The following is a 21,815-nucleotide window of genomic DNA, read 5'->3' as shown; positions in this document are numbered from 1 at the left end:
GCTTATGGTAACTATTTAAAATCAAAAAAATCAGTAGTGAATAACTGTGCGGATCGACTTACCTTCACGCATCAGGTCGAAAGCCTCGTTAATGTCTTCCAGAGGCATTGTGTGGGTAACGAAAGGTGCAAGCTCGATTTCACCTTTCATGGCGTCTTCTACCATTCCTGGCAATTGGCTGCGTCCTTTCACTCCACCGAAAGCAGTACCTTTCCATGTACGTCCCGTAACAAGCTGAAACGGACGAGTAGAAATTTCCTGCCCAGCGCCGGCTACTCCAATGATTACGGACTGTCCCCATCCACGGTGCGCACTTTCGAGTGCAGCACGCATTACGTTGACGTTACCAATACATTCGAAAGTATGATCAACACCCCATTTTGTCATGTCCAGAATGACTTGTTGAATGGGCTTGTCATAATCATTTGGGTTGAGGCATTCAGTGGCACCAAACTGTTTGGCCAGTTCGAATTTGGCCGGATTGGTGTCAATGGCAATAATGCGCCCGGCCTTTGCTTGACGAGCGCCTTGAATGACGGCAAGTCCAATTCCGCCAAGTCCGAAAACGGCGACAGAATCTCCGGGTTGCACTTTGGCTGTATTATGTACCGCACCAATTCCGGTAGTAACACCACAGCCTAACAGACAAACATGTTCATGATTTGCTGCTGGATTGATTTTTGTCAGTGAGACTTCAGCTACAACAGTATATTCACTGAATGTGGAACATCCCATGTAATGATAGATAGGTTGCCCATTGTAAGAAAAACGTGTGGTGCCATCCGGCATAAGACCTTTACCCTGAGTATCACGCACTGAGATACAAAGGTTAGTTTTACCTGACTGGCAGAATTCACATTTACCACACTCCGCTGTATATAATGGAATAACATGGTCACCCGGTTTTACACTGGTAACGCCTTCACCAACTTCTACGACGATACCCGCTCCTTCATGACCCAGAACAACAGGAAATATGCCTTCAGGATCACTGCCTGAGAGAGTAAAAGCGTCAGTATGGCAAACACCTGTGTGGCTGATTTTTATCATTACTTCACCCGCTTTCGGGGGAGCAACATCAATTTCGATAATTTCGAGTGGTTTGTTTGGTCCAAAGGCAACGGCAGCACGTGATTTCATATAACCCCTCTTTTTATTAACGGTATTTTTTCTGTTAACGACATTATAGGTAATTGCAATATTCTGAAAGATAAGAAGATATTTATCCTCTTTATCAGGAATGCAACTAAGAGTCTATCCCTGTAGTTTTTTGATACTGCTATTTATTCTTTTTCTTAGATAACAATTTATTTTGTAGTTGTATCACAAAATAAATAAAAGGTGATTAGATATAACTAAATTAATACATTAAATCAAATGAATACATGATGTTATTGGTATGCTTGATAATGATTATGTGACATTGAAATGATGCTGTTTTTTATCACAGGAAAGTTTTACGGGAAATAGAGGATAGGATTTTTTATCAAAATGATCATTAGAATTCAGCAAAAACATTTTTAGAGAAAATCACCGCCAAGGCTTTGGCGGTGATTAGATGTTGGCTGAACTTTATAGCAATTCAAAGGCTCGTTTAATAACAGCATCGGAATAAGGTTGCTGACCATTTTCCATCTGAATGATAGCCTTAACCAGTTTGCTCATTGTGTTGACATTTTCTACATCTATCACAACACTACTGGGCACACCGACCACTTTACATACATAGGCAATGTAAGCTTCGGTATTATTTTCATTCGGTGGTGCCCAGCGGGAAATAATCTGGCGAATAGTATTCAACCCATACTTGCGTTCGTAATTGCGCAGAATTTTCAGCATCGCCCGGATACCGTATTCAGGTGCCACAAACTGGCAAAATGATTTATCTGTCTGTATATCGCGTAAACCCTGCCATTTATCACCATGGCGAATATTACCTGGGTTATGGTTACGAATCCCTCTTGTCATTATTTATCTCCTAAGCGTTTGTTGATGGCCCGGTTCGCAACTTCTCGTATTTTTTCCACGCCAATAAAGCCGACGGCACCGCCGAGAGCGGGTGAAACACTGCTTGGAATACCAAATAGTTCTAATCCACTGGAAAATCCCCACGACAGCGCTCCGCATAGTAGCGGTTCGACCCAGCGATTTTTCCGCTCCACACCGTCATAAATCAGCCGGCCATAGCAAATCATGATGGCCAAAATAGAGCCTGATATCTGTGGCCATGCGTTCTTCAGACCGTTTAGTAAGTCGGCCCATAAATCAGGATGTTCTTTCATTCTTAGTCCTATAATTTAATGATGGAGGTCACAACAGCAGGCGCTTTTAATCAATTCAATCCAGGAAAAATAAGGTGCACTAATCCTCAATCGAGATTGGTTTTTAGTGCCTGCTTAATGACGCCCCGTACTCTTCCATAGTAATGTCAGTAAAGAAAATCCACATTGTTATGCTATTGTGCTCTGGCTCTTACTAAATCAACGCTATAATTGCGTGAGCGGTATGGGTGGGAGTTGGCTATTATTATAGAGCCAACTTTAATAAGCATCTAAGATACAAAGGAGGGTTATTTCATTGATATGGAGATATTCAATAAAGTAATTAAAAGATCAAAAAATTAAAATAAGAACGCTTATCAGGTTGTTTTGTTAATTAACAGATTTACCATCTTTCAACTCCATATCGGTGCTTGTAATGCAAAGCCGTGAGTAACCAAACAGAGCATATTATCGCGATTATTTTTTCCTTTAGTTTACTTAAGGATTAAAACGCAGTCATTCAACGGGCTGATTATACAAAAAATAAATTAAAGTAATAAAAAACAATCAAAAAACTAATTACGATTACATATTAACACAACGGTTATTAACTGTTTTTCCTGATATTTCAATATTGATAGCTTCAACTTTGTATAGCAAAGCCAATTTCTATGCTATTACCAAAATTGCACAAATCCAAATAGACACTATATTGATCAGTGTGATTTTAAGCATAAAAATTTATATTTTAGAAAATAGTTAACCAGTGTTACTACATTAATGGAATTTATATTATGGCTCACTCAGTACCGTTAAAAATGCTTTTTATACCGCATTAGCCGAATGAAAAACATCCAATTCCCTGATTGTGTCAACCATTCTATGGCAATTGCCAATAACACTAAATTTTCTTGTTGGTTCAAGTAGAGATAGCGTAAGGAAGAATGTCATGAAAGTATTGATAGCAAAAAACGAAGTGGGTACACAATATCATAATCACTATATTGAAAATGCAGTGCAGCGGTTGGCAGATAAATTAATCGAGAGAGATGTTGGTGTTGTTATTTCGGATTCTCTTGAGGATAGCTATACGATAATTTCGGCCAATGAACCATTCGATTGTCTGATGGTAAGTTGTGCACTGATGGATGATGATTTATATCGTAATATACACCAATTATTGAATAAACTGTCTGAACGACAGGAAAATGTCCCGGTTTTTTTATTAAGTGACCGAGAAAAAACGGTATTTTTGCTGAGCCATGAGTTGCTGGAACAATTCGCTGAATTTGCTTGGATATTAGAAGATTCGGCAGATTTTATTGCTGGCCGGGCTATTGCGGCTATGTATCGTTATCGCCAACAATTGTTGCCTCCCTTAATGTCGGCTTTAATGAAATACAGTAAAATCTATGAATATTCCTGGGCTGCACCCGGGCATCAGGGGGGCGTTGGATTTAATAAAACACCGGTTGGCCGTTTCTATCATGATTATTATGGGGAAAACCTCTTTCGTACTGATATGGGTATTGAACGGGCCTCATTGGGATCGTTGTTGGACCATTCGGGTGCGTTTGGGGAAAGTGAAAAAAATGCGGCCAGAGTATTTGGTGCAGACCATTCTTACTCGGTTGTCGTCGGAACATCAGGATCTAACCGTACGATTATGCAGGCTTGCATGACCGAGAATGATGTTGTCATCATTGACCGCAATTGCCACAAATCCATTGAACAGGGGTTAATCCTGACAGGCGCGAAACCTGTCTATATGCTGCCAAGCCGTAACCGTTATGGCATCATTGGGCCTATCTACCCGCAAGAAATGCAGGCAAAAACACTCCAGAGAAAGCTAAAACAGAACCCGTTGACTCAGGATATGGCTAAGCTTAAGCCAGTTTATAGTGTAGTCACAAACTGTACGTATGACGGTGTTTGCTATAACGCCAAACATGTACAGGAATTGCTGGATAAAAGTGTGGACAGAATACATTTTGATGAAGCATGGTATGGTTATGCACGTTTCAATCCGATTTATCATGATCATTACGCCATGCGTGGGGAACCTAAAAGCCATTCAGGGCCGACGGTATTTGCCACTCATTCATCCCACAAGTTGTTGAATGCACTATCACAGGCTTCTTTTATCCATGTACGTGATGGGCGTAATCCTGTGGACTTTTCGAGGTTTAATCAAGCCTACATGATGCACGCGACAACCTCTCCTTTATATGCTATTTGCGCTTCAAACGATATTGCAGTTTCTATGATGGACGGCAATAGCGGTTATTCCCTGACACAAGAGGTGATTGAAGAAGCTGTTGATTTTCGTCAGGCATTGGCACGTTTGCATCGGGAGTTCAGCAAAGAAGGTCGTTGGTTCTTTAAACCGTGGAATCAGGAGAAAGTAACAGATCCTGCAACAGGTAAAAAAATTGCCTTTGAAGACGCTCCCAGAGAATTACTGACAAAAGAGCAAAGTTGTTGGGTGATGCGTCCGGGGGATAGTTGGCACGGGTTTGAAGATTTACCGAATGACTGGAGTATGCTCGATCCGATTAAAGTCAGCATTTTGGCGCCAGGGATGGGAGATAATGGTAAATTGCAGAAAAAAGGCGTGCCTGCGGCCTTGGTAACGGCATGGTTAAGCCAGCACGGCATTGTACCTACCCGTACCACAGATTTTCAAATTATGTTCCTGTTTTCGATGGGGATTACTAAAGGAAAATGGGGGACATTACTCAACACCTTGTTATCTTTCAAACACCATTATGATGCGAATACCCCTTTGAATAAGGTTTTGCCGGATTTGGTGCAACACTATCCAGAGGTATATGGTCATTTAGGATTAAAAGAATTGGGCGACAAGATGTTCGATTATTTGCGGCAGAATAATCCGGGCGAAAAATTGAACCAAGCGTATGCGGGTCTACCTGAAATGGCGATGACGCCTCGAGCCGCTTATCAGGCTATTGTCACCAATCATGTGGAAATGGTAGCACTGGACGATTTACCTCACCGCATCGCAGCAAATTCCATCATCCCTTATCCACCCGGAATTCCAATGTTGCTTTCAGGAGAAAACTTCGGGGCCAAAACCAGCCCACAAATTGGATATCTGCATGCACTGCAAAAATGGGATCACGAATTCCCCGGTTTTGAACATGAAACGGAAGGTACGGAAGTTATCAACGGTATTTATCACGTTATGTGTATCAAAAAGTGAGTACGGGAAAATAAATTATGGCTACAGTTTCAGAGATGAAAAAAGTCGGATTGATCCCCGTTACGTTGATGGTTGCAGGTAACATTATGGGATCTGGGGTTTTCCTTCTGCCCGCCAGTCTGGCTTCGACAGGAGGCATTGCCATTCTGGGGTGGTTAGTGACCATCATCGGTGCGGTGGGATTATCGATTGTATACGCCAAGATATCTTCACTGGATGATAGCCCCGGTGGTTCTTATGCCTATGCACGACGGGCCTTTGGGCCTTTTCTGGGCTACCAGACCAACGTCTTGTATTGGCTGGCGTGCTGGATCGGAAATATCGCGATGGTCGTGATCGGGGTCGGTTACCTGGGTTACTTTTTCCCCATCCTGAAAGATCCGATAATCCTGACCATCACTTGTACGGCGATATTGTGGATATTTGTCTTTTTGAACATTATCGGGCCGCATGTCATTACCAAAGTACAAGCGGTGGCAACAACGTTGGCGTTGATTCCGATTGTAGCGACGGCGGTTTTTGGATGGTTCTGGTTCAGCGGTAAGACTTACATGGATGCGTGGAACGTAAGTGGGTTAAATACTTTCGGGGCTATCCAAAGCATTTTAAACGTGACGCTGTGGTCTTTTATTGGCGTTGAAAGTGCTTCGGTTGCTGCGGGTGTGGTTAAAAATCCTAAGCGTAACGTACCCATTGCGACCATTGGTGGCGTGCTGATTGCGGCTGTTTGTTATGTTTTGTCCAGTAGCGTGATTATGGGGATGATCCCCAATGCGGCGTTGAAAATTTCATCTTCGCCTTTTGGGGATGCTGCCAGATTAGCATTGGGAGATACCGCAGGGGCAGTCGTTGCCTTTTGTGCAGCGGCAGGATGTTTGGGGTCACTGGGGGGCTGGACATTACTTGCCGGACAGACAGCCAAGGCGGCTGCGGATGATGGATTGTTTCCTTCAATCTTTGCCAAAGTGAATAAAGCAGGAACACCAGTTGCTGGTTTGCTGATCCTTGGCGTTTTGATGACAGTGTTCCAGCTCAGTAGCATATCTCCAAATGCCGCGAAAGAATTTGGGTTGGTTTCTTCTGTCTCAGTTATTTTTACCCTGATACCTTATTTGTATACCTGCGCAGCCTTGTTGCTAATCGGTCATGGGCATCTTGGGCAAGAGAAAATACGATATGTTGTTATTACTTTTATTGCCTTTATTTATTGTATCTGGGCGGTTATGGGAACGGGAGCAAAAGAAGTGATGTGGACATTGATTGTGATGATGGTAATAACGGCTATGTATACTTTTAACTATAACACTAAACATCCTGTACCTTTCCCCTTAGATAAAAAGGAATAATTCAGACTGTCAGGATTACAAGGTGCTGAAATATCAGCACCTTTTTACATTTATGTGTATTAATAAATGATCCCCTTTATTTTCTAGCAAAGAATTATCCCAGAATCATCACATCCAGCTCATTTGCTTGCACAAATTGAATTGTGAGATGAGTCACTTTTTGATACAGCAAATGATTCTCTTTGTGTTCAAAAAATAAACATATGTAGAAAATCAAACAAGTGTTTGTCTGGTTCAGTATTTTATCAATCCAATTGTTTTTACAGTGATTATCACAAAATAAAACATTACCTTATCAACTAATTGATATAAAATAATGACATTTTGTAAATTTTTGCTATATAAAAAGTGATCTAAATCACTTTTTTGAGGCAAAAAATTTTTTTCATCAGCTCTACGATCTATTTCTCACAATGACAATAAACAGTATAAATTAACTTTACTGCCGGGTAGTGATGAAATAGAAAGCTTTCATGTTCAAAAAATTAGTAAGGACATGATATGGCAAATCGAGAAAAACAGATATTGCAGCTTATCAGGCGAGACCCCTTCATTCAGCAACAGGAAATTGCCGATATTCTTGGAATTAGCCGTTCATGTGTCGCAGGACATATTATGAACCTGAGCAAAAAGGGGTATATAAAAGGCAAAGGATATATTCTTTCAGAAAGTAGGTACGCCGTTACAGTGGGCGCTGCCAATATGGATGTAACCAGCTATGTATTCTCTAAATTAATCTATGAGGACTCTAATCCAGGGAAAAATAAATCCACAGCAGGGGGCGTAGGACGAAATATCGCACATAATATCGCTTTATTAGGACTAGAAAGCTATTTGATTTCTGTTGTTGGTGATGATTTTTACGGGAAGACTTTATTTGAACAAACGAAATTAGCGGGTGTTTATACAGATTATTTCCATAAATTATCCGGCGAAAGTACATCAACATACAATTCATTAATTGATGAGCATGGTGAAATGCGCGTTGCCGTCAATGATATGAGTATACTGGAAAAACTTACGCCAGCATTATTATCTCAATCTAAGGCATTAATTCAACATGCCGGTGTATTAATTATTGACTGTAACCTGACGGAAGACACATTAGAGTGGTTATTCAGCCATGCGGGAAATATTCCGATCTTTGTTGATACCGTATCAACATTTAAAGCACCCAAAATTCGCCATTGGTTATCTCATATTCATACTTTGAAACCTAACCGGCTTGAGGCTGAAATACTGAGTGGAATAAAAATTACGACATTGGCAGATGCGGCTGATACGGCATCGTGGTTCCATCAACAAGGCGTCCAACGATTGGCTTTGAGTATGGGAACAGAAGGCGTGTATTACAGTGAAATAGGCGGTGTTTCGGGGAGTTCACCCGCGATCCCGATTAATATTATCAACACCAATGGCGCTGGTGACGCGATGATGGCCGGCCTTGCCTATTGTTGGCTGGAAAATATGACGTTGGAAAAGAGTATCCGTTTTGCCCAAGGCTGTTCTGCACTCACCTTATCTTCAGAATTTACCAATCATCCGAATTTATCCTGTAGCAGAGTGAATAAACTGTTGGAATTAAGATCATGAATAAAAATATTGCATTAAATGAGTATTTGGATATTTCCCCGGAAGTGGTTCACGCACTGGCAAATAATCGTCCTGTAGTTGCGTTAGAATCTACCATTATTTCTCATGGCATGCCTTACCCGCGAAATAGGGAAACTGCTTTAGACGTTGAGCAGTGTATTCGGGAGAATGGTGCGGTTCCTGCGACCATCGCGATTATTGAAGGACGAATGAGAGTTGGGTTATTGCATGATGAAATTGAGTTATTGGCGAAAGATAGTCACTTAGTAACAAAAGTCAGCCGTCGTGATTTACCTTTTGTTATCGTGTCAGGAAAACATGGTGCCACCACCGTAGCTTCAACCATGATCATTGCAGAAATGGCAGGCATTACCGTCTTTGCAACGGGAGGAATTGGAGGCGTTCATCGTGGAGCTGAACACTCTTTTGATATTTCAGCCGATTTGCAAGAATTAGCCATGACGAATGTCGCTGTTGTATGCGCCGGAGCCAAATCCATTCTGGATTTGGGATTGACGATAGAGTATCTGGAAACTCATGGTGTACCTCTGGTGGGATACCAGACAGAAAAATTACCGGCATTTTTCTGCCGCACCAGCCAATTTCCGGTTAGTGTGAGGCTTGATGATCCGCGACAAATAGCTCATGCCATGAGAGTAAAATGGCGTTCGGGGCTGAAAGGTGGTGTTGTTATTGCCAATCCTATTCCTGAATTATTTGCCATGCCAGAAGAGCAAATCAATGCTGCTATTGAACAGGCCATTAAGGAAGCTGAAAATCAGGGGATTAGCGGCAAAGAAAGTACGCCATTCCTGCTGGCCAGAGTGACTGAACTGACTGGAGGTGAAAGCTTACAGGCAAATATCGAATTAGTTTTCAATAATGCTAAGTTGGCTGCGAAAATTGCCATCGCTTATCAAGAGATAAATAAAAACCAGTAACTTAAATCCAATCTGTTTTATCCGGAAATCGTAATAAATGCTAGCCTGGAAAGGCACAGTATAATATCCTTTGTGGGAACTTTGGGTTGGCTAAAAAACAATGAGGATATAATTATGGATATTTTACGCAGTTTACTTGGTATGGTAATGCTGCTTTTAATTGGTTATCTGTTTTCTGTCAATAAAAAAAGAATCAGCTTGCGTACTGTAGGGGCTGCATTATTTCTACAAATAAGCCTTGGTGCTATTATGCTCTATGTCCCTGCGGGAAAATGGCTGATTAATAACATCGCCAATGGAGTCAATAATGTTATTTCTTATAGCGCATCAGGTAGTTCATTTATTTTCGGAAGCTTAGTTGGCCCCAAAATGAATGAATTGTTTGATGGTGCTGGTTTTATTTTTGCGTTTCAGGTATTGCCCTCCATTATTTTCATCACTTCTTTAATATCTATTCTTTACTATCTTGGCATAATGAAATGGATCATTAATATCTTGGGATATGTGTTCCAGAAATCGATGAAAATTAGCAAAGTAGAAGCTTTTGCGGCAGTAACGACAATATTTTTGGGGCAAAACGAACTGCCTGCGGTTTTAAAACCATTTGTCAATAAAATGAATCGCAATGAACTATTTACTGTGATGTGCAGTGGAATGGCTTCCATTGCAGGATCAATGCTGGTTGGATATGCGGGATTAGGCGTACCGATAGAATATTTACTGGCTGCATCATTGATGGCAATTCCGGGAGGTATTCTGTTTGCCCGATTGCTCAGCCCTGCAACAGAGCCTTCACAAGTCCGGTTTGAGCAAATTTCATTCAGTGAGAAACGCCCGACCAGTATTATTGAGGCAACGGCTGGTGGAGCCATGTTGGGATTGAAAATTGCCGTTGGTGTCGCGACCGTGGTAATGACCTTCGTAGCCCTGATAGCATTAATCAATGGCCTTATTGGGGGTATTGGTGAGCTGTTTGGTTTACAAGGAATAAGTCTGGAACGTTTACTTGGCTATCTTTTTTCACCTTTGGCCTACATCATGGGGGTAAACTGGGAACATGCTGATTTAGCCGGGAGCCTGATCGGTCAAAAATTGGCAATCAATGAATTTGTGGCTTATGTTAGCTTTTCTCCTTACTTAAATGATCCTGTAGTGGCTTTGGACACTAAAACCATTGCTATTATCTCATTTGCTCTTTGTGGTTTTGCCAACTTCGGCTCAATTGCTGTTGTGGTTGGTGCATTTATCACGGTAGTCCCGGAACGAACTTCGGACATTGCGCGGCTCGGGTTCAGGGCATTACTGGCAGCAACGCTTTCTAATCTTATGAGTGCAACAATTGCAGGGTTGTTTTTGGGTTTATCAGGCTAGTCCCTATCTATGTATCTGAATAGGCGCTAACATGTTTAGGTGTTAGATAACTCACAGTAAGTTGCCTGAATTTCAATATAATAAAGAAATCAGAATAACTTGGTATTTCAGTAGATAGGAGCATGCATATGTACAAAACTATTTTAGTACCAGTAGATATTTCAGAAGAAGATCTAACCAACAAGGCCGTTGATAGCGCGCTTAAGATCGCTAGAGAAACAGGGGCTAAATTACATTTCCTGCATGTATTACCTATTTCATCAGCTATCATCAATGCTTACGCATTAGGCTATATGGAGATTAAGGACAAGGCGACTATCAAGGCGGAGCAAGATTTGGGAAAACTCGTCGATTCCCTTGAATTACCGCATGATCGCATTGCCTATTCGATTGCATTTGGTTCACCAAGAGATGAAATCACTGCGGCGGCGGATGAAATTGGGGCTGATTTGATCGTCATTGGTTCAAGACGACCCAATATCACTACACACTTATTGGGCTCTAACTCTTCTGGTGTTGTCAGGTACGCAAAAGTGTCTGTATTAGTAGTGCGGTAATGATTTCCGATGGAAATGGTGGATTAGTAATAGTAATAGGCTTTTGTGACGGCTTGATGGTTGATATCCAATAGCTAGAGGTTATATCCGATTACAGGGGAGTATATATGTATAACACAATTTTAGTTCCAATTGATATTCCAGAAGATCAATTAACGGATAATGCAATTAAACATGCAGAATATTTGGCAAAAATATCTAATGCAAAAGTACACCTGTTCCACTCAGTGCCAGATATCTCCAGGTTTTCTGTGAGTTATAGCTATCATTATGATTTACTAAGTGCTTTTGCCAAAAAGGCGATTGCGAATTCTGAAGAGGAACTGAAAAAAGTCGTAGAAAGAATCGACCTGCCAAAAGATAAAATATCATACTCTGTTGCTTTTGGTTCCCCGCGAGACAAAGTGTTGTCTACAGCCCGTGAAATAGGGGCAGATTTGATTATTGTTGGATCAAGGCGACCCGATATTTCAACCCATTTACTGGGTTCAAATGCGTCGGGTATTGTAGGGTATGCTGAAATCTCAGTTTTGGTTGTAAGATAATCGATTTTATTCAGCGAAAAATGCCATAAATCCTCGCCCCGGCACGGGCGGGGATAATAGTACATTCTGATAATGATACAAATACAGAGAATTTTGGTTAATCAGAAAATGAATTCAGGGTAATATCTAACTGATTTTTACCAGCGATAATAACTTGAATCTGTAAATTATTTTCTGAACTGTTAGTAGTAATGACGGTGACTTCTTCATTCCCTGAATATTTCTTTACAACTTCCTGCAACTCTTGTTCAAGCTGTTTGATTTTAGTGCTAATGGTCATTTATCCTAATGAATTTAACTGAGTGTTTTAAGTAATTGATTTAATATTACTCAAATAAACCGAGATCAATAGTTTAATTAACGTGATATTTTAGTACTTAAAATTCCAATAAAAAGGGCTGTTTAGTGCATTAAGTCATATTAATATTAATTAATCCAAATAATGGATTAATTCCGTTGCCGCTATCAATAAAATTTCCACGAATTATATTTGTCATTTTATGGTGTTGTCAGGCAGGATAATAGATGGATGTTATGCACAATAAGTAAATAGGTATTATTTTGAACAATAAAATTGGCCTGTGGGCACGTTATCTTTTGATTTTCGGATTAACTATTTCGTTTAATGTATGGAGCGCTCCAACCAGTTTTGAGCAAGCAAAAGTGGAATCAAGAAAGAATGTCTATAATGGGCAAACGAAATCCGGCATAGGGACATTATATTGTGGCTGTGACTGGCAATGGGTCGGCAAGAGTGGTGGACGTGTTGATTTAGCATCTTGTAGTTACCATGTAAGATCACAGCAAACAAGGGCAGAACGTATTGAATGGGAACATATGGTGCCTGCATGGGTATTTGGGCACCAGCGCCAATGTTGGCAGACCGGGGGCCGGAAGAACTGCGTTGATACTGATCCGGTATTTCGCATGATAGAGTCAGATATACATAATTTGGCTCCTTCAATTGGTGAAGTTAATGGCGATCGCAGTAATTTTGCTTATGGAATGGTTGCCAGAAACACGCCTAATATGTATGGCGCTTGTAGCAGTAAAGTGGATTTTCAATCACGTTTGTTTGAACCACGTGACAGAGTGAAAGGAATGGTTGCCAGAGTCTACTTTTATATGTATGACCGCTATAACTTGACGATGTCACGCCAACAACAACAATTGATGATGGCATGGGATCGCCAGCATCCGGTGGAAGCTTGGGAGCGTGATAGGGATAACCGAATTGCCCGGATCATGGGGCACCATAATCCATTTGTGACTGGCAGTAAAAAATGGGAATTGGGGCATAAAAACTCAGGCCAAGGGCTGGTGGCACAACCTAGTACGCCAAAACAAAATAGACTCCATACGGGGAATAATCAGGCACTCACTCAAAGAGCCGTATCAAAAGCGGAGCAGGAAGCCATAATTAAAGGCAATAAAAACAGCCAGATTTATCATTTTGCACATTGCTCTGGTTATAAGACGGTAGCAGATAAAAATGCAGTTTATTTCCATTCAGAAGCAGAAGCCAAAAAAGCGGGATACCGCTTGGCAGGTAATTGTAAAAAATAATGGAGAATGTAAGGTCATTATTTTTCTGTAGTTACGGAATGAATAGTTACGGAATGAATAGTTACCGAATTGAGCCTTTACCAGTAAAAAAATCAAGAATGTTTCAGTAAGGTTTAACCTTTCATCTTGTCATAAATAAAAAACTGTCATTATACTGACATCATAGTCCGTTAGGTTACACCAAAGAAAGCGGAAAGATGCGAGGAATGCTAATGACAGAGACTGAAACTGCATTCTCGGTTAGGAACCGGCGATTGGGATCAATGTCACTAATAAAAATAGTGGCGATCTTAGCGCCGGTTTTTTTATGGGCCTTAATGAGCTGAAAAGGGAGCTCCTGCCTGTTCGATATATACCCGATACCTTTCAAATTGTAGCGTGAAAGGTGAAGGGCATAACTTAGTTATTCTATCAATGATAGAACACCGCAATAGTGAAACTAACGATAAGGTGTATGACTATGGGTAGACAGAAAGCAGTGATCAAATCGCGTCGTGAAGTAAGAAGAATGTTAAAAAAGGACATGCGGCAATCACGTTATCGGAATCATGATAATGTCACCTCATTGGTGCAAGTTGGAGGCGTTGAAACTATTGGAATGGCGCGTGAAAACAGGGACACTTCAGAAATTCTGCCACGTAGTGAAGTTCAGTACCGCTATATGCGGGCGATCAATAATAAGCAATTGATTATTGCTAATGGTGAAGCTGGATGTGGAAAAACATACATTAGTGCAGTAATGGCAGCGGATGCCTTAATCAATAAAGAAGTTGATAAAATTATTGTGACACGCCCTGTATTGCAGGCAGAAGAAGATCTTGGTTTTCTCCCCGGAGATATGGCAGAGAAATTTGCTCCTTATTTCCGACCCGTTTATGACGTGTTATTAAAACGCATGGGGGCTTCATTTTTGCAATATTGCTTGCGCCCTGAAATCGGCAAAGTAGAAATTGCGCCTTTTGCCTATATGCGCGGAAGAACATTTGAAAATGCGTTTGTGATCCTTGATGAAGCGCAAAATGTTACTGTTAATCAAATGAAAATGTTTTTAACGAGATTGGGAGAAAATGTAACAGTGGTTGTTAATGGTGATGTGAGTCAATGTGACTTGCCGGGAAACATGACATCTGGATTGGTGGATGCCTTAGAAAGGTTTTTCGATGATGAATCTGTCAGTGTAATTCATTTTTCCCAACAGGATTGCGTGCGTTCCAGATTGTGCCAGAAAGCATTGTTGGCTTATAGCTGATAGAGCTGAGCATACACATACATATCGCTGCAAAGAAACCCATCCCCCAGTTAATCCTGTGGCTGGGGGAATAACGTTTACAGCGGAAATTGAATTTCAATTTCTGTGCCACTTTTTCTGCGTTTTTTAATTTTCATCTTCCCTGAAATCAAAGATACCCGTTCTCGCATAATTGCCAGACCAAACTGTTCTTGTTCTGTCAGAGTCAGAGGCACTCCACGACCATTATCGCTAATAACGGTAATAATCTTTTTCCCGACAGGATAAATACGAATGCTGATCCAAGTCGCAGCGGCATGTTTATAGCAATTATTCAGCGCTTCCCTGATAATCTGCACCAGATGCCGGCCATGACCAATGGGAATAATTTGGTGCGTGATCCGGTAATGAAATTCAATGTTAAAACCCAGTCGGTGGTTGAATTCTTTGATTAACGCTTTCAATGAGTCAAATAAATCATGATGGTTTCTCTCTGTACGTAGTGAGACCAGCATTTCTCTGAATTGTTGGCCAGCGATATCCAACTCTTCTTTGATCATTCTTAAGGAGATCAATCCTTGTCGAGAGAATTTATCGGTGCGAAAATGCAGGCTATTAATCTGAATCTTCAGGAATAGAAATGATTGCGCTACAGTGTCATGCAGCTCTCTGGCAATGGCTTTCCGGTCATCGCTGATACTTTGTTTAATTTGTTGGCGCACTGTATTTTTGATCGATATATGCCTTGCCAGTGCATCAACAACGGATTGAATCAAATTTTTTTCATAAGAAGATAAAACCTGATCCCGATGAATCAGGATCTGGATCATACCGTGGAAAGTCTGTTTATCATATAAATCCCATTTCATCATCCGTGGAAGATAGCTATTTAAGATATTATCCGGGTACTCAAAATGGTATTTCCTTTGTGGGTGATAAAGCGTGATCCTGACTTCATTGAAAGGCACTAACTGGTTAAGTCGGTAAAATGCCATATGAAAATTATCAGATAATGCAGTATTAAGATTTAGCTGAGAATGAACGGAGATGAGAAAACGTAAATATTGTTTTTCCTGTTTCAGAATCGCTATTTTTCTTTGCTTCTTTGTGAAAAATAATTTTGAAAATAATGTGATACGAAATGAAATGAAATTTGCTCTATGAAGCAGAATAAATAAAAGTAATATATTCAAAACGTTAAAAATTGCCCACAGTTTTTCAATCAACGAGAGTGGGGTATTGAATCCCAGAAACAGAAGCACAAACAAATTAATGGCGATAGCCGTACCACACAACCAGCTTATTGCCGTTACTGGATTGTCAGAGAAGGTTTTCATCAGTTAAACAATCCTCTTGTTGTCCTGATCAAAACCTTAGCTCAATTAATTAAAAAAGGTTAGTTATCACTTGATTTTCATGCCCGCTGTTGTCATTAAGGCGCGAAATAACGTGGATACGGCGTAGAGAGCAAGTACACTGCAAAGCCAAATTGTAACCAGCCAACCCAAGCGTTTCCATATTGAGGGACGTAGTGGATCAGTTTCAGTGATAACCTTGTTCGTGAGTGATTTTTCCTCGGAAGACATAATAACTCCAAAAGGTATAAGTCAAAATGATCGGAATGATAAATAAGGCACCAACCAACATAAAACCTAATGATTGAGGCGGCGATGCGGCCTCCTCATAACTAATGAAAGGAGGAATAATGCTAGGCCAAATGCTGATCCCCAACCCACTGAACCCCATGAAAATCAGTAACAATGCGGTAAAAAATGGGGAGTAATGGCTTGAATTCTGTGTGGCTTTCAATAGGTGCCAGCTTGACCACAATACCAGTAATGGTACGGGCATGAAGAAAAACAGATTTGGCAGGCTGAACCAGCGTTCCGCAATCGTTGAATGGGCCAAAGGTGTCCAAATACTGATGATGGTAATGACTGCAAGCATCAGTAATGTCAAGGGGCGCAGGATGCGATACATTTGTTGTTGCAGGTGCCCTTCGGTTTTCATCACCAACCAGCCACAGCCTAATAAGGCATAGGCGACAACAAGACCAAGCCCGCAAAATAGAGGGAAAGGTGCCAGCCAGTCAAAATAACCCCCAGCATAAACACGATTGTCGACGGGAAAACCTTCAATAACCGCACCAACAACGATACCCTGCATAAAGGTGGCAAGTATTGAGCCGATAATGAACGCCTTATCCCAAAGATGTTGGTGTTTCGGGGTGGCCTTGAAACGAAATTCAAAAGCAACACCACGAAATATCAGGCCTAACAGCATAATGGTCAGCGGGATTGCCAGAGCATCTAAAATCACAGCATAGGCTAATGGGAATGCACCAAATAACCCGGCTCCTCCCAATACCAACCAAGTTTCATTACCATCCCAGACGGGAGCAACAGAATTCATCATTAAATCCCGATCGGATTGTTCCTTGATTGCCGGATATAACATACCGATGCCGAGATCAAAACCATCCATCACGATATACATCATGGTGCTGAATATGATGATCAGGAACCAAATCAGGGGGAGATCAATACCCATTTGTTAACTCCTTATTGGGATCTTGATTGAGACCTTTACGGATAAGTTTCATCATATAGATGTAACCGATACCGAAAACAGCAGCATAGACGACAAAGAAAATCAGCAGGCTAATGCTCATGTGGATATCACCATGTGCCGATACGGCATCTTTGGTGCGCATCAGGCCATAAACAACCCATGGCTGGCGACCAATTTCCGTAGTAAACCAACCGGCCAGAATTGCGATAAGACCAGAAGGTGCCATTAAAAGCATAAAACGAAGAAAAAGCCGATTTTCATACAAGCGTTTTTTATGACGCAGCCATAGCCCCCAAATTCCGGCAACAATCATTAATATCCCAAGCCCTACCATGACACGGAATGACCAGAACACCATAAAGACGTTCGGGCGATCTTCGGGTACAAATTCTTTCAGTGCCGGAACCTGCTTATCCAGACTGTGTGTCAGGATCAGGCTGGCAAGGTAAGGAATTTTGATGGCATAACGTGTCTCTTCCGTTGCTTGATCAGGGATGCCAAACAGAATTAATGGCGTGGCTTCACCTGCGTGATTTTCCCAATGGCCCTCCATTGCGGCAACTTTAGCAGGCTGGTGTTTTAATGTATTTAACCCGTGCATATCGCCAATCATGGCCTGCAACGGCGCAATGAACAAAATCATCCACATTGCCATTGACAGCATTTTCCGTATGGCTGATGAATCATTACCTTTTAGCAAATGCCATGCAGCAGAAGCAGCAATGAAAAATGCCGAGGCGAGGAATGCAGCAGTTCCCATATGCAGTAAACGATAAGGGAAAGAAGGATTGAAAATCACCGCGAACCAGTCAACAGGCACGACTTGATTATTAACAATCTCATAGCCTTGTGGCGTCTGCATCCAGCTATTGGAGGCTAATATCCAGAATGTGGAAATAATCGTACCAAGTGCCACCATACAAGTTGCGAAAAAGTGCAGCCTTTCTCCGACCCGGCTCCAGCCAAACAGCATGACGCCTAAAAATCCGGCCTCAAGAAAAAATGCCGTCAGCACCTCATAAACTAGCAAAGGGCCTGTGACAGAACCAGCAAAATCAGAGAAGAAACTCCAGTTAGTACCGAATTGGTAAGCCATTACCAGGCCAGAAACAACGCCCATACCGAAATTAACTGCAAAAATTTTTGACCAGAAGTGGTATAACGTTTTGTAATCAGTATTGCGTGTTTTAAGCCATAAACCTTCCAATACCGCGAGGAAGCTGGCTAAGCCTATCGTAATAGCGGGGAAGATGATGTGAAAAGAAACTGTAAATGCAAATTGTATCCTTGCAAGTTCAAGGGCATTTAACCCGAACATAGTGACCTCTTATTGAAATCGATTGGGTATATGGGCAAACGAAGTTAGAAAGTGTGGATAAGTAGAACATAGAGATTTTGGGTATAATAGTTACAATTTTTTGTTTATTGACTATAACAGTTAAACCGGAAGCCTGGCATATGACGCGTTATGAACAATTAGCTGGAATGATACGCCAGCAGATAGAAGACGATATCTGGCAAGTTGGTGACAGGTTACCATCGCTACGGGAATCGGTGAAATCGTCAGGGTTGAGCTTGATGACGGTGCTGCAAGCCTATCAATTGCTGGAAAGTCAGGGATGGATCGTCGCGCGACCGCAATCAGGATATTATGTCGCTACTCGGTTAAAGCCCTTTGCGGCGGCAAAGGGAGGGAAGGAACTTAATTTAAGTGAAAATGTGGAAATTAGCGCATCTATTTTTGATGTTTTGCAGGCATGCAAAGATCCGCAAATTATCCCTTTCGGCTCGGCTTTTCCTGACCCTTCCTTGTTGGCAGAACCCAAACTTTCAAAAATACTGGCTTCAGTCGCCCGTCGCTTTGTTCCACATAATTCGCTGGCAAATCTGCCGCCGGGTAATGAAAAGTTACGGCGCAATATATCTCGCCGTTATGCTGCCCACGGTATCCACGTTTCACCGGACGAGATTGTTATTACTGCGGGGGCTATGGAATCATTAAGTTTCAGCCTGCAATCCGTTACTTCTCCGGGAGATTGGGTAGTGATTGAATCTCCTGCTTTTTATGGTGCGTTACAAGCGATAGAGCGATTGCGATTGAAAGCTATCGCGATTAAAACAGATCCACATACAGGCATTGATTTAGACACATTGGAAGAAATCGTGCAAAAATATCCAATAAAAGCCTGTTGGTTGATGTCGCGTTTTCAAAACCCACTGTGCAGCACGATGCCATCTGAAAATAAACAGCGGCTGGTGGAAATTCTAAATCAAAACCAGATCGCCCTGATTGAAGATGATGTATATGGTGAACTGTATTTCGAACAGGAGCCTCCTGCGCCAGTAAAGGCATGGGATACAGAAAATAATTTCATGCACTGTTCATCATTTTCAAAATGCCTTGCACCCGGATATCGGGTCGGTTGGGTTGCTGCGGGTAAACATGCGAAGAAAATTCAGCAATTACAAATGATGAGTACAGTATCTGCCAGTACACCAACCCAGTTGGCCATTGCGGATTATCTGGCGCAAGGAGGGTATGACAATCATCTGCGGCGGCTGCGACGTCAGTTGGAGCAACGGCAAGGCCAGATGTTACGGGCAATTAGTGAATATTTCCCTCAGTCAGTGAAAGTAAACAGTGCCCGTGGGGGGTATTTTCTTTGGTTGGAGTTTGAACCGCCTTTCAATGCCAATCGACTATACCAATTGGCACTGGCTAAAAATATTAGTATTGCGCCGGGTAGTATGTTCTCCACCAGTTCCCAGTTTGATCATGCCTTTCGTCTGAATACTTCGTTTGCATGGGATGAAATGCAGGCTGTTGCAATGAAAGATTTAGGGAACATGTGCCACATGTTTCTCAAGGAATGCGGGTAATCAATCACACTTCAACTATCTCAATATTGTCGTAGGAAGAATTATTTGCGAATGTTCCTATTAACAATCTGACATTAATCATCTTTTGACGCTGTAAACAGAATATAAAAGTGGTGAGGGAGTGGCATGAAAATGAAATGTTTCGATTATGCAGCATTACCAAAAGAGCAATGGTCTGAAGGGAGAGGCGAAACAAGGGATATTGTTTGCTGGCCAGTTTCTGATGATTTTGCCTGGCGAGCCTGTTTCACGACCATTCATCAAAGTGGCGCATTGGGGCAGTTCCCTGATATTGAACGCTCCATTGTTTTATTAAAAGGGAAAGGTGTTCGCTTGACCAGTCCGGGTTTTTTGGAGCATGAACTGGTGAAAAAGATGACACCATTCCATTTTTCAGGCGATATTCGGGGGAATGCTGAATTGTTGGATGGCCCGATTCAGTGCTTCAATATTATGACTCGCCGTTCCTGTTGGACTTCTGAGATCTCATTGGTTTCCGATGAGCGATTATTACCGACATCTCACAGTGGCGTACTTTATGTTTTAAAAGGCCGTTGGGAAATGACAGGTGCAAATAGTGCTCAGCTTGCTTTTGGTCAGGGAGCATGGTGGTTGCCGGATATCAGGGAAGGGGTTATTAAGCCATTAGTTGCGGATAGCCAATTATTGTGGGTTGATTTACGCCCTGTTGGGTAAATCAGATACCCGATCACCTTTTAAGTAGACCCTCGTTGGTTGCATTCACTCACACCCCCCAGAGACATAGTTATCTATGTCCTGGGGATTTTCTCCCTTGTAGCCGGGTACTTATTTGCTTATTTCATGAAAACTCCACCATACTCCAAATTTTGTCTCTCTCTTTTCTTTGTGTATAACGGAATTTTTTTGCAGCGTTTTGTAGAAAGCCTCCGTTGGGCCAAATTCTGCGAATGTCATAAACATCATCCCTTCATCAGTCAGATAGTCACGATACTGACTAAAAAGAGTTTCCCCATAACTTGATATGGTATGTCCGGACAGTTTTTTTTCTGGCCAGGATTCAGGAGAAATTGGCCCATTGGCAAATATGTAGTCATATTTACCTTCGACAGATTCAAAGAGATTACTATTTATAAAATGGATGTTCGTAACCTTATTCAGATAAGCATTATGTTTGGCATGGTGTAATATATCGTTATTGATATCTGTTGCTGTTATCAAAGATGCACCATTAAGGGCAGAATAAATGGCAAGAATGCCACTGCCAGTTCCTATATCAAGGACTTTTTTTCCGGTAAAATTATGATGCTTAATATTTTTTATAAGTAATGGTGTAGAGTGAGTTTGTAATGGGGATGGAAGAAATACTTGGGGAATAACATATAATTTAATTCCTGCCAGTGTTATTTTTACAGGGACTCCATTATTTGTTCGTAATCTTTCCTGCTCCAACCACCATTCTACATAAAATTTGTAATTATTGTTCATGGTAAACTCTTTTTTAGGATGATTTGCAAGGATGAAGGATAGCTGGTTATTGTTATTTCTTGATATTTTTGTGGTTAAGCCAGTCTTTATGGAATATCGCTGCCATCAATTCTATCAGTGTGCTATTCATTGTCGCTATTACAGATTTTATTATGGGGTGCTTTTTGAACGAAGATTATCTCAATATGAAAATAAATTGATTCGCATTAATTAAGGTTATCCTAATTAATCCAAACTGACAGTTACCATTTTTTCGGTATCTGTCA

General features: G+C 41.4%; 20 protein-coding genes. 11 read left to right on the top strand and 9 right to left on the bottom strand.

The features are described 5' to 3' along the window. Positions 1-30 precede the first annotated feature (30 nt). From Xmir_RS16450 to Xmir_RS16440, 3 genes are all read right to left on the bottom strand, one after another. The gene (locus Xmir_RS16450) at positions 31-1,140 is read right to left on the bottom strand and encodes an S-(hydroxymethyl)glutathione dehydrogenase/class III alcohol dehydrogenase (protein ID WP_099115281.1); all 1,110 of its coding nucleotides are present in this window, start codon (positions 1,138-1,140) and stop codon (positions 31-33) included. A gap of 432 nt (positions 1,141-1,572) precedes the next feature. Next, complete coding sequence (locus tag Xmir_RS16445) at positions 1,573-1,968, bottom strand: structural protein (protein ID WP_099115280.1); 396 nt, start codon at positions 1,966-1,968, stop codon at positions 1,573-1,575. Next, complete coding sequence (locus Xmir_RS16440) at positions 1,968-2,282, bottom strand: phage holin, lambda family (protein WP_099115278.1); 315 nt, start codon at positions 2,280-2,282, stop codon at positions 1,968-1,970. Before Xmir_RS16440 ends, Xmir_RS16445 begins: the two co-directional genes overlap by 1 nt. A gap of 928 nt (positions 2,283-3,210) precedes the next feature. Between Xmir_RS16440 and adiA the strand changes: the two genes are divergently transcribed. The 7 genes from adiA (at position 3,211) to Xmir_RS16405 (ending at position 11,837) form a co-directional block, all read left to right on the top strand. Further along, positions 3,211-5,484: an arginine decarboxylase gene (adiA, locus tag Xmir_RS16435; RefSeq protein WP_099115276.1), complete on the top strand. Its 2,274-nt coding sequence runs from the start codon at positions 3,211-3,213 to the stop codon at positions 5,482-5,484. A gap of 17 nt (positions 5,485-5,501) precedes the next feature. Next, complete coding sequence (gene adiC, locus Xmir_RS16430; protein WP_099115275.1) at positions 5,502-6,830, top strand: arginine/agmatine antiporter; 1,329 nt, start codon at positions 5,502-5,504, stop codon at positions 6,828-6,830. 501 nt (positions 6,831-7,331) lie between these two features. After that, positions 7,332-8,423 (top strand): PfkB family carbohydrate kinase, encoded by a 1,092-nt coding sequence (locus Xmir_RS16425; protein WP_099115273.1) that lies wholly within the window; start codon positions 7,332-7,334, stop codon positions 8,421-8,423. Further along, a complete protein-coding gene (locus tag Xmir_RS16420; RefSeq protein WP_099115272.1) occupies positions 8,420-9,364 on the top strand; it encodes a pseudouridine-5'-phosphate glycosidase in 945 nt (314 codons plus the stop codon). Before Xmir_RS16425 ends, Xmir_RS16420 begins: the two co-directional genes overlap by 4 nt. A gap of 114 nt (positions 9,365-9,478) precedes the next feature. Then, positions 9,479-10,735, top strand: coding sequence for a NupC/NupG family nucleoside CNT transporter (locus tag Xmir_RS16415; protein WP_099115270.1), 1,257 nt, complete (start codon positions 9,479-9,481; stop codon positions 10,733-10,735). Between the two features lie 128 nt (positions 10,736-10,863). After that, positions 10,864-11,292, top strand: coding sequence for a universal stress protein (locus Xmir_RS16410; protein ID WP_099115269.1), 429 nt, complete (start codon positions 10,864-10,866; stop codon positions 11,290-11,292). 107 nt (positions 11,293-11,399) lie between these two features. Then, a complete protein-coding gene (locus tag Xmir_RS16405) occupies positions 11,400-11,837 on the top strand; it encodes a universal stress protein (protein WP_099115267.1) in 438 nt (145 codons plus the stop codon). A gap of 97 nt (positions 11,838-11,934) precedes the next feature. On the opposite strand, the gene Xmir_RS16400 is transcribed toward Xmir_RS16405, so the two are convergent. Further along, a complete protein-coding gene (locus tag Xmir_RS16400) occupies positions 11,935-12,117 on the bottom strand; it encodes a hypothetical protein (protein WP_047964321.1) in 183 nt (60 codons plus the stop codon). Positions 12,118-12,398: 281 nt separating this feature from the next. Here Xmir_RS16400 and Xmir_RS16395 point away from each other — a divergent pair, with 281 nt between their 5' ends. Together Xmir_RS16395 and phoH are read left to right on the top strand one after the other, a co-directional pair. Then, a complete protein-coding gene (locus Xmir_RS16395; RefSeq protein ID WP_099115266.1) occupies positions 12,399-13,403 on the top strand; it encodes an endonuclease in 1,005 nt (334 codons plus the stop codon). 460 nt (positions 13,404-13,863) lie between these two features. Further along, positions 13,864-14,652, top strand: coding sequence for a phosphate starvation-inducible protein PhoH (phoH, locus tag Xmir_RS16390; protein WP_208620450.1), 789 nt, complete (start codon positions 13,864-13,866; stop codon positions 14,650-14,652). Positions 14,653-14,729: 77 nt separating this feature from the next. Here the strand turns inward: phoH and Xmir_RS16385 are convergent, their stop codons facing one another. The 4 genes from Xmir_RS16385 to Xmir_RS16370 all read right to left on the bottom strand — a co-directional run bounded on the left by Xmir_RS16385 (position 14,730) and on the right by Xmir_RS16370 (position 18,520). Then, positions 14,730-15,968, bottom strand: coding sequence for an ATP-binding protein (locus Xmir_RS16385; protein WP_099115263.1), 1,239 nt, complete (start codon positions 15,966-15,968; stop codon positions 14,730-14,732). Positions 15,969-16,034: 66 nt separating this feature from the next. Next, positions 16,035-16,217 carry a DUF2474 domain-containing protein gene (locus Xmir_RS16380; protein WP_099115262.1) on the bottom strand — a complete coding sequence of 61 codons (183 nt, stop codon included), beginning with the start codon at positions 16,215-16,217 and terminating at the stop codon, positions 16,035-16,037. Continuing rightward, positions 16,174-17,181: a cytochrome d ubiquinol oxidase subunit II gene (gene cydB, locus Xmir_RS16375; protein ID WP_099115260.1), complete on the bottom strand. Its 1,008-nt coding sequence runs from the start codon at positions 17,179-17,181 to the stop codon at positions 16,174-16,176. Before cydB ends, Xmir_RS16380 begins: the two co-directional genes overlap by 44 nt. Then, complete coding sequence (locus Xmir_RS16370) at positions 17,171-18,520, bottom strand: cytochrome ubiquinol oxidase subunit I (RefSeq protein WP_099115258.1); 1,350 nt, start codon at positions 18,518-18,520, stop codon at positions 17,171-17,173. Before Xmir_RS16370 ends, cydB begins: the two co-directional genes overlap by 11 nt. Positions 18,521-18,660: 140 nt before the next feature. Here Xmir_RS16370 and Xmir_RS16365 point away from each other — a divergent pair, with 140 nt between their 5' ends. After that, positions 18,661-20,082, top strand: coding sequence for an aminotransferase-like domain-containing protein (locus tag Xmir_RS16365; RefSeq protein ID WP_099115257.1), 1,422 nt, complete (start codon positions 18,661-18,663; stop codon positions 20,080-20,082). Positions 20,083-20,208: 126 nt separating this feature from the next. Then, positions 20,209-20,778: a HutD/Ves family protein gene (locus Xmir_RS16360; RefSeq protein ID WP_099115256.1), complete on the top strand. Its 570-nt coding sequence runs from the start codon at positions 20,209-20,211 to the stop codon at positions 20,776-20,778. 111 nt (positions 20,779-20,889) lie between these two features. Here the strand turns inward: Xmir_RS16360 and Xmir_RS16355 are convergent, their stop codons facing one another. After that, complete coding sequence (locus tag Xmir_RS16355; protein WP_099115254.1) at positions 20,890-21,549, bottom strand: methyltransferase; 660 nt, start codon at positions 21,547-21,549, stop codon at positions 20,890-20,892. Positions 21,550-21,815: the final 266 nt, after the last annotated feature.

This window comes from Xenorhabdus miraniensis (genome assembly GCF_002632615.1).
Note: the sequence above shows the minus strand (reverse complement) of the source record. Positions and strands in the feature narration are given on the sequence as shown.

Excerpts from the sequence above, each read along its gene's own strand:
- Xmir_RS16450 (WP_099115281.1), bottom strand. The coding sequence starts at position 1,140 with ATGAAATCACGTGCTGCCGTTGCCTTTGGACCAAACAAACCACTCGAA.
- Xmir_RS16445 (WP_099115280.1), bottom strand. The coding sequence starts at position 1,968 with ATGACAAGAGGGATTCGTAACCATAACCCAGGTAATATTCGCCATGGT.
- Xmir_RS16440 (WP_099115278.1), bottom strand. The coding sequence starts at position 2,282 with ATGAAAGAACATCCTGATTTATGGGCCGACTTACTAAACGGTCTGAAG.
- adiA (WP_099115276.1), top strand. The coding sequence starts at position 3,211 with ATGAAAGTATTGATAGCAAAAAACGAAGTGGGTACACAATATCATAAT.
- adiC (WP_099115275.1), top strand. The coding sequence starts at position 5,502 with ATGGCTACAGTTTCAGAGATGAAAAAAGTCGGATTGATCCCCGTTACG.
- Xmir_RS16425 (WP_099115273.1), top strand. The coding sequence starts at position 7,332 with ATGGCAAATCGAGAAAAACAGATATTGCAGCTTATCAGGCGAGACCCC.
- Xmir_RS16420 (WP_099115272.1), top strand. The coding sequence starts at position 8,420 with ATGAATAAAAATATTGCATTAAATGAGTATTTGGATATTTCCCCGGAA.
- Xmir_RS16415 (WP_099115270.1), top strand. The coding sequence starts at position 9,479 with ATGGATATTTTACGCAGTTTACTTGGTATGGTAATGCTGCTTTTAATT.
- Xmir_RS16410 (WP_099115269.1), top strand. The coding sequence starts at position 10,864 with ATGTACAAAACTATTTTAGTACCAGTAGATATTTCAGAAGAAGATCTA.
- Xmir_RS16405 (WP_099115267.1), top strand. The coding sequence starts at position 11,400 with ATGTATAACACAATTTTAGTTCCAATTGATATTCCAGAAGATCAATTA.
- Xmir_RS16400 (WP_047964321.1), bottom strand. The coding sequence starts at position 12,117 with ATGACCATTAGCACTAAAATCAAACAGCTTGAACAAGAGTTGCAGGAA.
- phoH (WP_208620450.1), top strand. The coding sequence starts at position 13,864 with ATGGGTAGACAGAAAGCAGTGATCAAATCGCGTCGTGAAGTAAGAAGA.
- Xmir_RS16385 (WP_099115263.1), bottom strand. The coding sequence starts at position 15,968 with ATGAAAACCTTCTCTGACAATCCAGTAACGGCAATAAGCTGGTTGTGT.
- Xmir_RS16380 (WP_099115262.1), bottom strand. The coding sequence starts at position 16,217 with ATGTCTTCCGAGGAAAAATCACTCACGAACAAGGTTATCACTGAAACT.
- cydB (WP_099115260.1), bottom strand. The coding sequence starts at position 17,181 with ATGGGTATTGATCTCCCCCTGATTTGGTTCCTGATCATCATATTCAGC.
- Xmir_RS16370 (WP_099115258.1), bottom strand. The coding sequence starts at position 18,520 with ATGTTCGGGTTAAATGCCCTTGAACTTGCAAGGATACAATTTGCATTT.
- Xmir_RS16365 (WP_099115257.1), top strand. The coding sequence starts at position 18,661 with ATGACGCGTTATGAACAATTAGCTGGAATGATACGCCAGCAGATAGAA.
- Xmir_RS16360 (WP_099115256.1), top strand. The coding sequence starts at position 20,209 with ATGAAAATGAAATGTTTCGATTATGCAGCATTACCAAAAGAGCAATGG.
- Xmir_RS16355 (WP_099115254.1), bottom strand. The coding sequence starts at position 21,549 with ATGAACAATAATTACAAATTTTATGTAGAATGGTGGTTGGAGCAGGAA.